Consider the following 15,374-nt stretch of genomic DNA (forward strand, 5'->3'; position numbering starts at 1 on the left):
TCGGAGAGTCCGACGTTTAGTGTGGTGCCGCTGACGGTGGTGATGCTCAGGCGCAGGCTGGTGGTGGCGCGGTCGGGGAAGCTGATGCTGGTTGCTTGGCCGGCGTTGTCCAGGGCCGGCACCGCGACGGTGGTTCCGTCGGAGAAGGTGAGGGTTCCGCCGGTGATCTGGTCGTTGGTGTTGGGTCGGTCATAGAGCACAACCCGGTTCAGGGTAACGGCACTGCCAAAGGCGAGGTTGAGGTAACTTCCGGCTTTGCCGCCAACGGTGGCCCATTCCCGGGTCGAGTCGACCGGGTACCCGGCAATGACGCCGTCGACGGCCTTGATGGCTGTCTGCCCGGTGGCGATATTTTGGGAACTGGCGGTGGCTGTTGCCGACGACGCCACATTGGTCCCGGCACCGCTGCTACTGGGTACCACGTTAGGCGGTGTGACAGTGTATGACCTAGGGAACCACGAGCCAGGTCCACGGGAGGAACATGCGTCGGCGGTGTTGCAGGTCTTGGAGTCGTACTGCGCATAGGCCAGGAACGCATTCGTTTTCGCGGTCAGATCAGGATCAACTACATTGCTCGGTCTTTGCGCTATGCCATATCCCTGATATCCGGTGATTGTGTGACGTTGGTTGTATTGCTGTTGCACGGCAAACACGAGGTAAGCGACCGTGTGGTGATCGCTATGGTCGCCGTCGCCGTAACTACCTGCGAAGTCCAGCGTGGCGATCTGTTCCGGCTGGTAGCTGTTCATCAATGCCAGCAGAGTGTCCTGGAGCGTCGATAGGGTGTACGAGGAGGAGTCATCCACGGTGGTCATCGTGTTGATTACACCGCCGTACAGTTTTTGGAGACTCTGGTATCCGCCGTTGGACCCCCCACTTCCATCGGGGAAACCATCGGGCAACCTCATAAAAGCCAGAGATATGTTCGTGGCTCCTTCGAGCGTGGCCACGGGAATCGGGTGGCCTGCGATCCCGGCATCTGATGTCGTCCAGACGTTGGCGACACCTGCGAGCTGCGCGTAGGCCGCTTTCACGCCGCTCTCCCGAGAATTCCAATAGGCAGCTGAGTCGTTGGCATCGCCCGCGGTTACGTATACGGTCCGAACGCACATTCCTGCGCGGATCGCCAAAGGGAGCGCGGGGCTCTGGAAAAGGAGGTCGTCATCTTGGTGGGCGACGATGCTCATGACGGTTCCTGCAGAGCACTCTGGTGCCGCGAAAGCGGGGGCGGTTGACAGGCTCCCCCCGAGGGTGGCGATTGTCGCGGTAGCCAGAAAGAGTCGGGTCCATCTGCGAATCCGACGAAAGGGCATCTGACTCATCCTCACTGGTCATTTGCGGGTTGCTCTGCTGACAACTACGACGCCAGTACGAGCCTCTACTTTTGAGGATGGTGGCCTTGGAGGACGTCGCGCTACGAGGATGGCTACCGGTTTAGTTGGGCTCAGTACCCGTCTTTTGGCGGCAACTACCTGCCATTCGGCTATGCCCCTAATCGGCTGAAGCCTGGGCTCCTATTGGCGGCCCTGGGGAGCGGTCGCAGGAAGCAGCCGCGTTGCTGCCCGCGGTCCGATGGGCGCCTTCGGATTCCTTGCCGGCACAGCAACCTGATTGCCCCGTATTTCAGATCAGTAACGGATGCTCCTATGCTTAGCTGGAGCCTTTGTAAGGATTTGGGGGCGAGTAGTCGTGAGGAAACCGGTATATGAGTAGTGTTCTGACAATCCGCGGAGGCGTCCCGCTTACTGGCCGCGTCACCGTGCGGGGGGCCAAGAATCTTGTCCCCAAGGCCATGGTGGCTGCCCTGCTGGGCAATGAGCCGTCCGTGTTGCGCAACGTCCCTGAAATCAAGGACGTCGAGGTTGTCACCAGCCTGCTCCAACTGCACGGGGTCACCGTCGAGAAAGACCCGATCTCCGGGGATCTGACCCTTGACCCCACCAATGCGAAGACGGCCTCACACACGGCGATCGACGCGCACGCGGGCGATTCCCGCATCCCGATCCTGCTGTGCGGTCCCCTGATCCACGCGATCGGCGAGGCCTTCATCCCGGACCTGGGCGGCTGCAAGATCGGCGACCGCCCCATCGATTACCACCTGAACGTGCTGCGGCAGTTCGGTGCGGTCGTGGAAAAGCGGCCCGGCGGCATCCACATCTCCGCGCCCGGCGGACTCAAGGGTGCCAAGATTTCGCTGCCGTACCCGTCCGTCGGGGCCACCGAGCAGGTGCTGCTGAGCGCCACGAGGGCCGAGGGCATCACCGAGCTCTCCGGTGCGGCCACCGAGCCGGAGGTTGTCGACCTCATCGCAGTGCTGCAGAAAATGGGCGCGATCATCAGCGTCCAGACGGACCGCACTATCCGGATCGAGGGCGTCCCGGACCTGGGCGGCTACAACCACCGTGCCCTCTCGGACCGCAATGAGTCGGCGTCCTGGGCATCCGCGGCGCTGGTCACGCGTGGCGACATCTTCGTTGAGGGCGCCACCCAGCGCGACATGATGACCTTCCTCAACACCTACCGCAAAGTCGGCGGCGGGATGGACATCGGCGACGACGGCATTCGCTTCTATCACAAGGGCGGCAAGCTCAACCCGTTGGTCCTCGAGACGGACGTGCACCCCGGCTTCATGACCGACTGGCAGCAGCCGCTCATCGTGGCCCTGACGCAGTCCGAGGGTGTGTCGATCGTGCACGAAACCGTGTACGAGAACCGCTTCGGCTTCACCGAGGCGCTGATCCGGATGGGCGCCAACATCCAGGTCCACCGCGAATGCCTCGGCAGCGTCCCGTGCCGTTTCGGCCAGCGCAACTTCCTGCATTCAGCCGTGATTTCCGGTCCCGCCCAGCTGACCGGCACTGACATTGACGTGCCGGACCTGCGGGGCGGCTTCAGCCACCTCATCGCGGCGCTGGCCGCCAACGGCACGTCGCGGGTCACCGGTATCGACATCATCAACCGCGGCTACGAACGCTTTACGGAAAAGCTCGCGGGCCTGGGCGCCGATTTCGACATCACCTCGACCGAGTAGCGGGTACGAAGTGAAGGAAACGGCCAAGAGCCACATCACTTTTGTCGTTGTGGCCGGGATTGTCCGGCCGGTCATGAACCTGCTGATGCGGAAGGAATGGCTCGGCCTGGAGAAGCTGCCGGCCGGCGGCTTCATCGCAGCACCCAATCACTGCACCGAAATCGATCCGCTGGTTGTCGGGCACCTGCTCTACAACCAGAACCGGATGCCGCGCTTTCTGGCCAAGGCGGGACTCTTCAAGGTGCCCGTTCTGGGTTTTGTGCTGCGCGCCACCAAGCAGGTCCCGGTGGAACGCTCGACGTCGGGAGCCAACCGTTCGCTGCAGATCGCCAGGGAAGTAGTGGACCAGGGCGGAGCCATCATCATCTACCCCGAGGGCACGCTGACCCGGGATCCCGGGCTGTGGCCGATGCGGGGCCATACCGGCGCCGCGCGCATGGCGCTGGAAACCGGAATCCCCGTGGTGCCGATGGCGCACTGGGGAGCCCATGAGGTCCTGCCGCGCTATGCCAAACGGCTGCACATCCTGCCGCGCAAGACCTCCCGCCTGATCGTGGGCGATCCCGTGGACCTCCGCGCCTTCGAAGGGCGGCCGCTGGACAAGGCCACCCTCACCGAGGCCACCAATGTGATCATGGATGCCATCACCGAACTCCTGGCCACCCTGCGCGGGGAACAGCCCCCGCTGGTCCGCTGGGACCCGTCGGCCCACAACCAGTCCACGCACGGCCGCTTTATCGAACCCGGCGGCAAAGCCGGTGGCCGTGCGTCCGACGCCGGGACTTCCGACGCCGGGACTTCCGACGCCGGAACCGCCGCCGACGCGGACGGCAGCGCGTGACGGGCGGCTTCGGCGGGGCATCCTCCGCCGCCACGGTGGCGGTGCTCGGAGCCGGGTCCTGGGGGACCACCTTCGCAAAGATCCTCGCTGACGCGGCCGCTGCTTCCGGCGTCGGGCGCGAGATCCGGCTGTGGGGCCGGCGTGAGGAGGTTGTCGAGCAGATCAACCTGAAGCACCGGAACGAGCAGTATCTCAAAGACGTTGCCCTGCCGCCCAGCATCACCGCCTCCACCGATGTCGCAGCGGTCCTGGCCGATGCTGAGCTTGTGGTGCTGGCCGTTCCGGCCCAGACCCTGCGGCCGCAACTTCGCCAGTGGAAGGACCTCCTGGCACCCGGAGCCGTGGTCGTTTCCCTTATGAAGGGACTTGAACTGCACTCCGACTCCCGGATGAGCGAAGTCATCTCCGAGGAACTTGGTGTTCCAGCCACCAGGATCGCCGTCGTCTCCGGACCCAACCTGGCCATGGAAATAGCCAGGGAAGAACCCACCGCCTCGGTGGTGGCGTGCTCCGACCCGATTGCCGCCGGCTGGATCGCCCGCAGCTGCACCGCCCCGTACTTCCGCCCTTACACGACCGGCGACGTTGTCGGCGTCGAAATCGGCGGGATCGTCAAAAACATCATCGCCCTGGCGGTCGGCATTTGCGAAGGCAAACAGATGGGTGACAACACCAAGGCGTCGGTTATCACGCGGGGCCTCGCGGAGACCTCCCGGTTATCGCTCGCCCTCGGCGGGGAGGCCCGGACGATGGCCGGACTGGCCGGCCTGGGCGACCTCGTGGCGACCTGTTCCTCGCCGCTGTCGAGGAACCACACCGCCGGACGGCTGCTGGGCAAGGGCCTGACCCTGGATGAAGTCACAGCCGAGATGACGCAGACGGCTGAGGGCATCAAGTCCGCCCAGGCGGTTCATGAGCTTGCCGGCAAACTGGGCGTCGAAATGCCCATCACCGCGGCCGTCGTGGCGGTGCTTGCCGGAAAACTGTCCGTAGACGAACTGGGGCCGCTCCTGCTGTCCCGGGACCTGAAACCCGAAGGCGATTACTGAGCGTGTCTGAAGAAAACGTGAGCACAGAGAGCCCGACCGCCCCGGCACGGCCGCGCGTGGCCGTGCTGTTCGGCGGCCGATCCAGCGAACACGCGGTCAGCTGCGTGACGGCGGCCGGAGTGCTGGGTGCCATCGACCAATCGAAGTACGAAGTCGTCCCGATCGGGATCGCCAAGTCCGGCCAATGGGTGCTGGCTGCCGGCGACCCCGGTGACTGGTCGCTCTCGGCAACGTCCCTGCCCGAGGTCCCCTCTTCGGCCCGGACCGTGACGCTGGCCGAAATCGGCGGCGAACACCAGCTGATCGTGGCCTCCCCGAACGAGGTTCCGCAGGAACTGGGCGCCGTGGATGTTGTGTTCCCGCTGCTGCACGGTCCGTTCGGTGAGGACGGCACCATCCAGGGCTTCCTGGAACTGTCCGATACCCGCTACGTCGGCGCAGGTGTGCTGGCTTCCGCCGTCGGCATGGACAAACACTTCATGAAGGTGGTGTTTGAAGCCGCAGGGATCCGGGTGGGACCGTACATTGCCGTCACGGACCGTCAGTGGCGCAACGACCCGGAAACCGTCCGCAAGCGCGTGGACCAGCTCGGCTTCCCGGTCTTCGTCAAGCCCGCGCGGGCGGGCTCGTCCATGGGCATCTCCAAGGTGGACTCGCTCGAGGGCCTGGACGCCGCGATCGAGGCCGCCCGTGAGCACGACCCGAAACTTGTCATCGAGGCCGGCATTGTGGGCCGCGAGATCGAATGCGCTGTTTTGGAGGGCCGGGGGACCGGTGCTCCCCGGACGTCCATGCCCGGCGAGATTTCCGTGGCCGGCGGCGGGCACGAGTTCTACGACTTCAACGCCAAATACGTCGACGACGCCGCCGCGCTGAGCTGCCCGGCCGACCTCCCGGCCGAAGCCATCGCCCGGGTCCGGGAGCTGGCCGCCATTGCGTTCGACGCCGTCGGAGCCGAGGGACTGAGCCGGGTCGATTTCTTCTACACGCCGGAGGGCGAACTGATCATCAATGAGATCAACACCATGCCCGGGTTCACGCCGAAGAGCATGTACCCGCAGATGTGGAAGGCATCCGGCCTCAGCTACGCGGAGCTGATCGACGAACTGATCTACCTGGCGCTGCACCGCAAGACCGGGCTGCGGTAAGTGCTACTGGCCCGGGGGCAGATTCTGCAGGTCCGCCTGGCCCACGCAGTTCCGCGAAGCCGGCACTTTCGCAGCGGCGGCGGCGAGCTCTGCAGTCACGGTGGCGGAGCTGATCTTGTCCGGGTCCAGCAGGATCTCCGTCGCCGGTTCGCGCCCGAAGGTGGTCAGTGTCCACACCGGGTCGCCTTCCTTGATGACCCAGTCGACGCCGTTCACGCTGACGCAGCGGTCCGTCGTCGGGCCCGGAACATTGACCCCGCAGCGCAGAATCACCAGGGACGGGTCACCCCAGGCCGCCGTGGCCTGGCTATTGGTCTTCCGCAGCTTGGCCTCGCCGATCGTATCTGGCAATGCCACCATCATCGGGGCGCAGGCGGCGTTCGCGGCGTCCTTGGCGGGTGCGACATCGACAGCCGGAGAGCAGGCGCTCAGCACGATCCCGGCGGCAGCAGCCGCTGCCAGCATGCGGAGCGGACGTGCGGGAGCCAGGAAACGGAACTGATGCATTGATAAAGCCTATCCCGGACCGCCGGGCGGTCCTGCATGGCGGGGCGCTCAGGGGTCCGCAAAGTGAACCACAGATGAACGGCCCGATTCGGCATTCGAGTAGACTGGGAAAATCGTGCACCTCTGGGGCGCTGCCGACAATGACGTCCGTTATGGCCAGGAACACGCAAAATTGTTTAGCTCACGCAGCTGGGGGAGGGACGGCCATGACGTCGCGCAGCATGAAACTTAGAATCACACGCAATGGACTGACAGCACTGCTGGTGGCCCTCGCCCTGTCGGCAGCGGTCCCTGCCGCGCAGGCTGAAGACGAGCCCACTACCGGCCCGGTGCCGGGAATAGTCCTTCCCACTGTGGCGCCTTCGACCCCGCCGACAGCGGAGCCTGAACCGTCGGTGGGCCCCTCGGAGACGGCAGCCCCGGTGCAGCCCTCTGACCCTGTGGCAGGGCAGCCACCGGCAGTCCCCGAACCGCCGGCGGCGCAGACGCCCCCGCCGGCTCCGGCCCCCAGCGCACTGGTCGCTCCGCGGGACGTGCCCCGGACAACCCGGGCACCCGCACCCGAGACCGCAGCAGCCGAAGAAGCCCCAGCTGAAGCGACGGAGACGCCGTCGCCCACTCCCGAACCCCGCCAGTCGACGGCACCCGCCGTCGCCGCCCCGCAGGCTGAGCCTCCAGCCGTCATGCAGGCACAGATCCAGGCCGCCGTCACCATCGCCACCGGCAGCCCTCTGGCGGTCCAGGTGATCACAGTGCTGGTTCTGCTCGCCGCTGGGTTCGCGTACAACAGATTCCTCGGTGGGAAGAGCGCCAGCTTCGCCCCCAAGGCCGGAGAGTAAGCACCCGCATGCGAAAACACGCCCGGCTCAACTCTGTGCGCCCGGACCCTGGGACCTCCCCGGTGCGCATCACGCTTCTCACGCACTCATACTGGCCCGAGCACAGTCCGCCCCAGCGCCGGTGGACAGCCATGATCAAGGAATTCTCCCGCTCAGGCTGGGACGTCGACGTTGTCGCGCCCGTGGCGCACTATCCCTTCGGCCGGCGCGCGCTGTCCCGGCGGTTGGCAGGCAGGCCCTTCGGGCTGCAGGACGGACAATTCACCGAGAAGATCCTCCGTGTGCCGTATCTGCGCCACGGCAACTCCCGCGCCGCCCGCCTGGTGGACCAGTGCTTTTCGGCAGCGCTCTCTGTGCCCGCCGGGCTCCTCCTCCGGAAGCCCGACGTCGTCATTGTCACCGCGCCGGCATTGCCGTCCCTGCTGGCCGGATACGTTCTCGCGAAGCTGCGTGGAGTACCGCTGATTGTCGAAATGAGGGATGCGTGGCCCGACCTTGCCCGCGATGCCCGCGTCGTCCAGGGCAGCGTCAAGAGCATCGTGGAGCACTTCGTTGATTTCGTCCAGCACCGGGCAGACCTGGTGGTCACGGTGACCGAGGGCTTCGCGGAAACCCTTCGTTCCCGTGGGGTCCGCCGGGTGGCGACCATCAGCAACGGCCTGCATCTGGACGCCATCCCGGTCCTCGATGCACCGGAGCTCGAGCGTCCCATTTTTGAGGCCCTGTACCTCGGGAACCATGGCGAGAGCCAGCGGCTGGAGGTGGCGATCCGGGCCAGTGCCTTGGTTGGCGACTCCATGCACCTGCACATGGTGGGGCACGGGACCCGGCGCCGGGCCCTCGAGAAGCTCGCCCGGGAGCTGAAAGCGCCTGTGACTTTTCACGCCCCGCTTCACGGCGACGCCATGATGCAGCGCTACGCGTCAGCGGACACGTGCCTTGTTTCCCTCCGCGACGACTGGAAATCATTCGAAACCACCGTTCCGTCCAAAACCTATGAGGTCCTGGCCGTTGGCCGCCACGTGACAGCCATCGTGCGCGGCGAGGCGGCGCGTGTCATCGCCGACGCCGAAGCCGGCGATATAGTCGCCAGCGACCCGGAGGCACTGGCGGCCCTGTGGCGTGAGCTGGCCGCCGATCGGGGACGACTCGTCCGTAACGGCGACAGCCGGCAGTGGGTCAAAACCCATGCCGAATATGGGCTTCTGGCCAGCCGATACGTGGATATCATCGCTGAGCTCCTGGGCACGGTAACCGTAGATACCCGATGATCCAGGCCCTGAGAAACATACGGCTCGCCGCACACACGGCAGGACAACACCTCACGGACGATCCGATGCTGCTTTTCCTGCAAGTATCGAGGCGCGTCCCGGCCTCGGTGGTCCGTCCGCTGGTCCGACTCACCTGCGCAGCGGCACCCAGGAGTTCCGTTGCCGTACCCGTGTTGCTCGCATCCCTCACGCGCGGCGACACCGACGACGTCTTACGACGCCTGCGGATCGCCGCGGACAGCAACGTTTCCGGCGAAAGGGCCAGGAAGCTGGCCGACATCGCGCTTGTCGCAAATCAGCCTGAACTCTCAGATCTCCTGCTTGCCGGTGCAGGAAATGCGTCCGGCCTCAAGGCTGCACGGGCACGCAGGCTCTGGCATGCCGGGGACCTCACCGGCGCCGTCGCCGTCCTTGCGGGGTCCAACCGCGCCGGGCGTCAGCAGCAGGCACGGCTTGCCGGCGAGGCAGCCGTCTACACCGGAGCCGGACCCTCATTGAGCCGGCAGGCGTTCACCCCGGTACCCGGCCGGGTGCTGCATTTGCTGACCAATTCCCTGCCCCACACGGCCAGTGGCTACGCCCAGCGGTCACACTCGGTCATGGCGGCCCAACAGGAGGCGGGCTGGGACGTGCTGGCCGTCACCCGGCTGGCCTACCCCGTGCAGGTGGGAAAGCTCCTGGCCCAGACCAGGGACGTGGTGGACGGCGTCGAGTACCGACGTCTGCTCCCCTCGCGGCTGGCGCCGACCATGGACGCGCGCCTGCAGCAGCAGGCCGAGGAACTGCTGAAGGTGGCGCTGGAGTTCAGGCCCGGCATCCTCCACACGACAACGCATTTCGTTAATGGAGTGGTGGTCCGGGCGGTGGCGGAGGCCCTGGGGATTCCCTGGGTCTACGAGGTCCGCGGGCAGCTGGCGGACACGTGGGCAGCCACGCACGGATCCCACGCCCGGGACAGCGAAAAGTACCGGCTGTTCCGGGAACGGGAAAGAGCCGTCATGCGCGACGCCGATCTCGTAGTGACGCTGGGCCATGCCATGAAGGCCAATATCGTCGCGGCGGGAATCCCCGAGGAGAAGATCCTCATCGCCCCGAACGCGGTGGGCGGGACCTTCCTCGAGACTCCGCTGGATCCAGCCGGCGCACGCCGCAAGCTGGGACTGCCGGAGGACGGACTCTACATCGGCACGGTCAGCAGTCTTGTGGCCTATGAAGGCCTGGATGACCTCGTGAGGGCCTTCGCGCTCCTTGCGCCGGAATACCCACAGCTACGCCTCCTGATCGTCGGCGACGGCGTCTCCGGGCCCGCCCTGGAGGAACAGATCAGTGCCCTGGGGCTGTCCGACCGGGCAGTATTTACGGGGCGGGTGCCACGGGACCTGGCCCCGCTGTACCACCAGGCGCTCGACGTCTTCGTGGTCCCGCGCAAGGATTTGGACGTGACCCGGGCAGTGACTCCGCTCAAGCCGGTCGAGGCCCTGGCGAGTGCCCGGCCGGTGGTCGGGAGCGACCTGCCCGCCCTTCGGGAGATAATAGACGACGGCGGTACCGGGATACTTGCCCCCGCCGAAGACCCCCGTGAGCTTGCCCAGGCGATATCCACACTGCTCTCCGACGCCAGCTACAGGGCGGCGTTGGGGCAGGCTGGCCGTGCAGCGGTGCTGGCCGGGAGGACCTGGGCGGCCAACGCCAAGGTCCTGACCAGCCGCTACGCTGGGCTGCACCATGACCATGAGGAGAACGAACAGTGTCCGCAGATAGTGCAATAGCCCCGGAGCCGGTGGCCGTTCAGCCGCTCTCCGTGGACATGCGGCGGCTGACCCGAGTCGGTTCGCGTCCATCATTCCTGGATTACCTCGTCCGGCTCTGGGACTTCCGGCAGTTCATGTTCTACGACGCCCGTGCCCGCATTCAAAGCGGAACGCGCCGGGACCGCCTGGGCAGCGCCTGGCTGCTGCTGAACCCCGTCTTCAACGGCCTGACCTACTTCCTGATCTTCGGGCTGCTGCTGAACACCAGCCGTGGCATCGAGAACTTCGTGGGTTACCTTGTGGTGGGCATCTTCGTGTTCCAGTACAGCTCCGGTGCCATTACATCCGGCGCGCGCTCGATCCGGAACAACAAATCCGTGGTCCAGGCCTTTAACTTTCCGCGGGCGGCACTTCCCATCGGCGCCAACGTGCGGGAGCTCCTCAGGGCGGTTCCACTCATCCTCGCCATGCTGCTGATTGTGGTAGTGCTGCCACCCGGGGAGGAAATCACCTGGCTCTGGATTCTCGTGCTACCGGCCATCATGTTGCAGGCCCTCTTCAACCTGGGGGTGGGACTCATCCTGGCCCGCATCATCTCCCGGGTCCACGACGTCACGCACCTGCTGCCTTTCGCGCTCCGGGCGTGGATGTACGGTTCCGCCATCTTCTTTTCCTATGAGCGGTTTGTCACACATCCCCAAATCCTGGCCGTGATCAAGCTCAATCCCTTGTTCAATGTCATCGACATCGTCCGGGACTGTGTTCTCTACGCCAGGGTTCCACAGTGGCAGTCGTGGGCAGTTCTCGCTGTCTGGGCCCTCGGCGCGCTGGGCGTGGGCCTGGTTTATTTCTGGAAGGGGGAGGAATCCTATGGACGCGGATGATCAGGCGATCTACATTGAGGGACACCCCTGTGTGGTGGTGGACAGCGTGGAAATGCGGTACCGAGTGGCCTCCAGTGCGGCTTCCGGCGCTGACACCGAAGAGGCCGCACCGCGCCTCTTCCGCCGCGCCGTCCGCAAATCCAACTTGGTGACCGTGCATGCCCTGAACAGGCTGTCGCTCGTTGTTGAACGCGGCGAGTCGGTGGGGATCATCGGCCGGAACGGCTCGGGCAAGAGCACGCTGATGAAGATCATCAGCGGGCAGTCCAAGCCGTCCAAGGGTGCCGTGTACGCTTCCAGCACCCCCATCATGCTCGGCGTGAATGCGGCCCTCGTGCAGGACCTTTCCGGCGACCAGAATGTGATCCTCGGGTGTCTCGCCATGGGCATGAGCCGGGCGGAGGTGGACGAGAAGTTCCAGAGCATCGTGGAACTGTCCGGACTCGAGAAGTCCATCCACCTGCCAATGAAGTCTTACTCCTCAGGCATGGCATCCCGCCTCCGTTTTGCGATCGCAGCGAGCGTGGACCCGGAGATCCTTCTGGTGGATGAGGCCCTCAACACCGGTGATGCCCAGTTTGCGGACCGCAGCAAGCTGCGGATGGATGAGCTCCGCGAACAAGCGGGCTGTGTGTTCCTGGTCAGCCACAGCCTGGACACCATCAAGGACATGTGCACCCGGGTGATCTGGCTGGACAAGGGCGACCTGATTATGGACGGTGAACCAGAGGTAGCCATCAAGTCGTACCAGGAGTTCACCCGTCACCTTTCCAAGGGCAACAATATTTCGGCTACCAGGATCCTCGACGACGCCAAAGCGAACCTCGTGGCCACCGAGGTCCGCGGTCGATCCTCACGCCGGAGCCGAGGCTGATGGCGGGTCTGCGGGAGATCCGGGCAGGACTGTGGCACCTGCGTAGGGGCGGTCCGGCGCAGTTCAAGTCATGGCGGTCCCGTCAGCAGATCGAGCAGGGCTTCGCCGCGCCGCGTAACGTGCAGGGCGTAGAAGCGGCCTGGACCGGACGGGGGCGCAAAAGACGGCTCTCGCTGATGCCGGCGATCCTTCCACAACAACGGCCAACGCGTCCGGACGTCCGCGCCGCCGTAATCCTGGACGACTTTTCCGCGCTGGCCTTCGGCTACGAGTGGACCACCAGCGGTGTGCACCCGCACACCTGGCGCAGCGACCTGGCATCAGGGGCAGTCGACCTCCTGTTTGTCGAGTCGGCCTGGGCGGGAAACGGCGGACTGTGGCGCGGCAAGCTGACCGGCCCTAACGGACCCAGCGACGAGTTCCGCGAGCTGGTCCAGTGGTGCCGCGAACAAGGGATCCCCACGGTTTTCTGGAACAAGGAAGACCCGCCGCATTACCAGGACTTCCTTCCGGCTGCCCGGCTGTTTGACCACGTCTTCACGTCTGATTCCGGCCGCATTGAGCAGTACACCGTGGATCTGGGACATGATCGCGTCGCCGTGCTTCCGTTCGCTGCCCAGCCTGCGATTCACAATCCCGTGCGGCCCGGACATGGCCGCCACAAGCGGGATGTTGCCTTTGCGGGAATGTATTTTGCCCATAAGTATCCCGAACGCCGGGCGCAGATGGACCTTCTCCTGGGCGGTGCTCTGGAAGCGTCCGCCCGGATGGGGACTGGACTGGAAATATTCTCGCGCCAGCTTGGCGGCAACGCCGAGTACCAGTTCCCAATGCCGCTGGACTCGCGCGTGGTCGGTTCGCTGACTTATGCCCAGACCCTGTCCGCCTACAAGGCGTACAAGGTCTTCCTCAACGTCAATTCCGTCGTTGACTCGCCCAGCATGTGTGCCCGGCGCATCTTCGAAATCTCGGCGTCCGGAACGCCGGTGATCACCGCTCCTAGCCAAGCCATGGGACAGTTCTTCACCGCCGCCGCCGTTCCCGTGGCCGCCACCCGTAAAGACGCGGAGCACCTCACCCGGGCGCTGGTTTCCAATCCGGAGCTGAACGACCGGACCGCCCATCTGGCCCAGCGGACGATCTGGGCGCACCACACCTACTCTCACCGGGCAACCACGGTGCTCCAGCACGCCGTGCCGGGAATCACAGCGACCGTGGCACAGCCCACCCTGTCCGTACTGTTGCCCACCATCCGACCACAGAACCTCGCACATGTTTTCCAGACCCTGGCAGGACAGCTCGGCGTGGAGCCGGAGCTGGTGCTGCTCACGCACGGATTCCAGCTCTCCGCCGAACGCTTGGCGGAGCTGTCCGCTACGTCCGGGGTACACAATGTCGTGCTTCTCGAAGCACCCCGGGACGTATCGCTGGGGGAGTGCCTGAACCGGTGCGTCGCCGCGGCCAGCGGGCAGGTCCTGACGAAGATGGACGACGACGACCACTACGGCCCGCAATACCTGAGTGACCAGCTTCATGCCTTGTCCTACTCGGGTGCTGACGTAGTAGGAAAACAGGCGCATTACATGCACCTTGAGACGTCCAACGCCGCCATCCTGCGGTTTGCTGCCCGGGAACACCGGTTCACCGACTTCGTCATGGGGCCAACCATCATGGCCCAGAGGGACGTCTTCACCGACCACCCCTTCCTGCCCGTCAGCATCGGCGAGGACACCGGATTTCTCCGCGCCGCCCATGCCGCCGGTAGGATCATTTACTCGGCCGACCGCTTCAACTACTTCCAGGTCCGCACCGGTGAGGGACACACCTGGCAGGTGGAGGACGCAGAACTGCTCGCGTCTGGTGACTTGAAATTCTATGGAAAGTTAAATGAACATGTTGACATCTAAGGCTGCCGAGACCGAGGCTCCCATCAGGACGGTCGCCGTCGTCGGACTCGGCTACATTGGGCTACCTACGGCCGCCATCCTGGCCACCAACGGTCTCGAGGTAATCGGCGTCGACGTCAATCCGAGCACTGTGACCGCCATCAACATGGGCGACGTGCCCTTCGTGGAGCCTGACTTGGGCGTCCACGTCGCGGGCGCGGTCAGTCAGGGCCGGCTCCGGGCTCAGCTCGAAACCCCGGCTGCGGATGCCTATATTGTGGCGGTGCCGACCCCGTTCAAGGCAGATAAGTCGGCCGACATGTCCTACATTGCCGCTGCGGCCCGCGCCATCGCTCCGATGCTCAGCGGCGGTGAACTGGTGATCCTCGAATCCACGTCGCCTCCCGGCAGCACGCGCCAGCTCGCCGAGCTGATCCTTGGACTGCGCCCGGACCTCAGTCTGGACGGCCACGACGGCAAACCGAAACTGCTGGTGGCGCACTGCCCCGAAAGGGTGCTGCCGGGCCGGATCATGATCGAGTTGGTGACCAACGACCGGGTGGTGGGCGGGCTTACCTCTGAGGCTGCAGAGGCCGCCGCCGCGCTGTACTCGGTGTTCTGCCAGGGCGAAATCCATCTCACGGACGCCGCCACGGCCGAGATGTCCAAGCTTGTCGAGAACGCCTACCGCGACGTCAACATCGCGTTTGCGAACGAGCTGTCTGTCATCAGCGCCAACCTCGACATCGATGTATGGGAACTCATTCGTCTGGCCAATCATCATCCCCGCGTCAACATCCTCCAGCCGGGTCCCGGGGTCGGCGGACACTGCATCGCCGTGGACCCCTGGTTCATCGTGGCTGCCGATCCTGAGAATTCGGCCCTGATCCGGACCGCCCGCGAAGTCAATGACGGCAAGCCCGGCTACATTGTGGAACAGGTCCGGAAGGCCGTCCGCGACGTTAGCCGTCCGATTATTGCCTGCCTGGGATTGGCCTTCAAAGCAAACATCGACGACGTCCGGGAGTCTCCGGCCGTGGAGATCGTCCGACGTGTGGCTGAGCAGCACCCGGATGCCGAGATTCTCGTCGCGGCACCGCACAAGGATCATCTGCCGCAGGAGCTTGCCGTGATGGCGAACATCCTTCTTGTCGAAACGGACAAGGCGATCGAGGCTGCCCAGGTGGTGGTGCTTCTGGTCGATCACGACAAATTCCGTGAGATTGATCGGGCTAGTCTCAGCGGCAAAAGAATTATTGATACCCGCGGCTTCTGGCGCGACAGCGAGTAGGA

General features: G+C 65.0%; 13 protein-coding genes. 11 read left to right on the forward strand and 2 right to left on the reverse strand.

Annotated features, from left to right (window positions below):
• Positions 1 to 1,187, reverse strand: a 1,187-nt coding sequence (locus tag J2X01_RS16005; RefSeq protein ID WP_310059538.1) for a DUF7402 domain-containing protein, incomplete at its 3' end; no start/stop codon positions are given.
• A gap of 518 nt (positions 1,188 to 1,705) precedes the next feature.
• Here J2X01_RS16005 and murA point away from each other — a divergent pair.
• From murA to J2X01_RS16025, 4 genes are read left to right on the forward strand one after another with little or no spacing between them, the layout of a single operon-like run.
• On the forward strand, positions 1,706 to 3,031 hold the full coding sequence (gene murA / locus J2X01_RS16010; RefSeq protein WP_310059541.1) for a UDP-N-acetylglucosamine 1-carboxyvinyltransferase: 1,326 nt from the start codon (positions 1,706 to 1,708) through the stop codon (positions 3,029 to 3,031).
• A gap of 10 nt (positions 3,032 to 3,041) precedes the next feature.
• Complete coding sequence (locus tag J2X01_RS16015) at positions 3,042 to 3,872, forward strand: lysophospholipid acyltransferase family protein (RefSeq protein WP_310059544.1); 831 nt, start codon at positions 3,042 to 3,044, stop codon at positions 3,870 to 3,872.
• Positions 3,869 to 4,921 (forward strand): NAD(P)H-dependent glycerol-3-phosphate dehydrogenase, encoded by a 1,053-nt coding sequence (locus J2X01_RS16020; protein ID WP_310059547.1) that lies wholly within the window; start codon positions 3,869 to 3,871, stop codon positions 4,919 to 4,921. The genes J2X01_RS16015 and J2X01_RS16020 overlap by 4 nt, the downstream gene beginning before the upstream one ends.
• A 17-nt stretch (positions 4,922 to 4,938) precedes the next feature.
• A complete protein-coding gene (locus tag J2X01_RS16025) occupies positions 4,939 to 6,069 on the forward strand; it encodes a D-alanine--D-alanine ligase family protein (RefSeq protein WP_310059549.1) in 1,131 nt (376 codons plus the stop codon).
• 3 nt (positions 6,070 to 6,072) lie between these two features.
• Here J2X01_RS16025 and J2X01_RS16030 read toward each other — a convergent pair whose 3' ends face one another.
• Positions 6,073 to 6,534: a DUF3515 family protein gene (locus J2X01_RS16030; RefSeq protein ID WP_374724987.1), complete on the reverse strand. Its 462-nt coding sequence runs from the start codon at positions 6,532 to 6,534 to the stop codon at positions 6,073 to 6,075.
• Positions 6,535 to 6,797: 263 nt separating this feature from the next.
• Here J2X01_RS16030 and J2X01_RS16035 point away from each other — a divergent pair, with 263 nt between their 5' ends.
• The 7 genes from J2X01_RS16035 (at position 6,798) to wecC (ending at position 15,372) form a co-directional block, all read left to right on the forward strand.
• Positions 6,798 to 7,415: a hypothetical protein gene (locus J2X01_RS16035; RefSeq protein ID WP_310059555.1), complete on the forward strand. Its 618-nt coding sequence runs from the start codon at positions 6,798 to 6,800 to the stop codon at positions 7,413 to 7,415.
• A gap of 8 nt (positions 7,416 to 7,423) precedes the next feature.
• Entirely contained in the window at positions 7,424 to 8,686 is a 1,263-nt protein-coding gene (locus J2X01_RS16040) for a glycosyltransferase family 4 protein (RefSeq protein ID WP_310059558.1), read from the forward strand.
• Between the two features lie 65 nt (positions 8,687 to 8,751).
• Positions 8,752 to 10,455 carry a glycosyltransferase family 4 protein gene (locus J2X01_RS16045; protein WP_310059560.1) on the forward strand — a complete coding sequence of 568 codons (1,704 nt, stop codon included), beginning with the start codon at positions 8,752 to 8,754 and terminating at the stop codon, positions 10,453 to 10,455.
• Positions 10,434 to 11,321 (forward strand): ABC transporter permease, encoded by an 888-nt coding sequence (locus J2X01_RS16050; RefSeq protein WP_310059563.1) that lies wholly within the window; start codon positions 10,434 to 10,436, stop codon positions 11,319 to 11,321. The genes J2X01_RS16045 and J2X01_RS16050 overlap by 22 nt, the downstream gene beginning before the upstream one ends.
• Positions 11,308 to 12,195, forward strand: a complete 888-nt coding sequence (locus tag J2X01_RS16055; RefSeq protein WP_310059566.1) for an ABC transporter ATP-binding protein — start codon at positions 11,308 to 11,310, stop codon at positions 12,193 to 12,195. The genes J2X01_RS16050 and J2X01_RS16055 overlap by 14 nt, the downstream gene beginning before the upstream one ends.
• Positions 12,195 to 14,102 (forward strand): glycosyltransferase family protein, encoded by a 1,908-nt coding sequence (locus tag J2X01_RS16060; protein ID WP_310059569.1) that lies wholly within the window; start codon positions 12,195 to 12,197, stop codon positions 14,100 to 14,102. Before J2X01_RS16055 ends, J2X01_RS16060 begins: the two co-directional genes overlap by 1 nt.
• Positions 14,083 to 15,372, forward strand: coding sequence for a UDP-N-acetyl-D-mannosamine dehydrogenase (wecC, locus tag J2X01_RS16065; RefSeq protein ID WP_310059571.1), 1,290 nt, complete (start codon positions 14,083 to 14,085; stop codon positions 15,370 to 15,372). The genes J2X01_RS16060 and wecC overlap by 20 nt, the downstream gene beginning before the upstream one ends.
• Positions 15,373 to 15,374 lie beyond the last annotated feature (2 nt).

Source organism: Arthrobacter ginsengisoli, assembly GCF_031456935.1.
Taxonomy (GTDB): domain Bacteria; phylum Actinomycetota; class Actinomycetes; order Actinomycetales; family Micrococcaceae; genus Arthrobacter; species Arthrobacter ginsengisoli.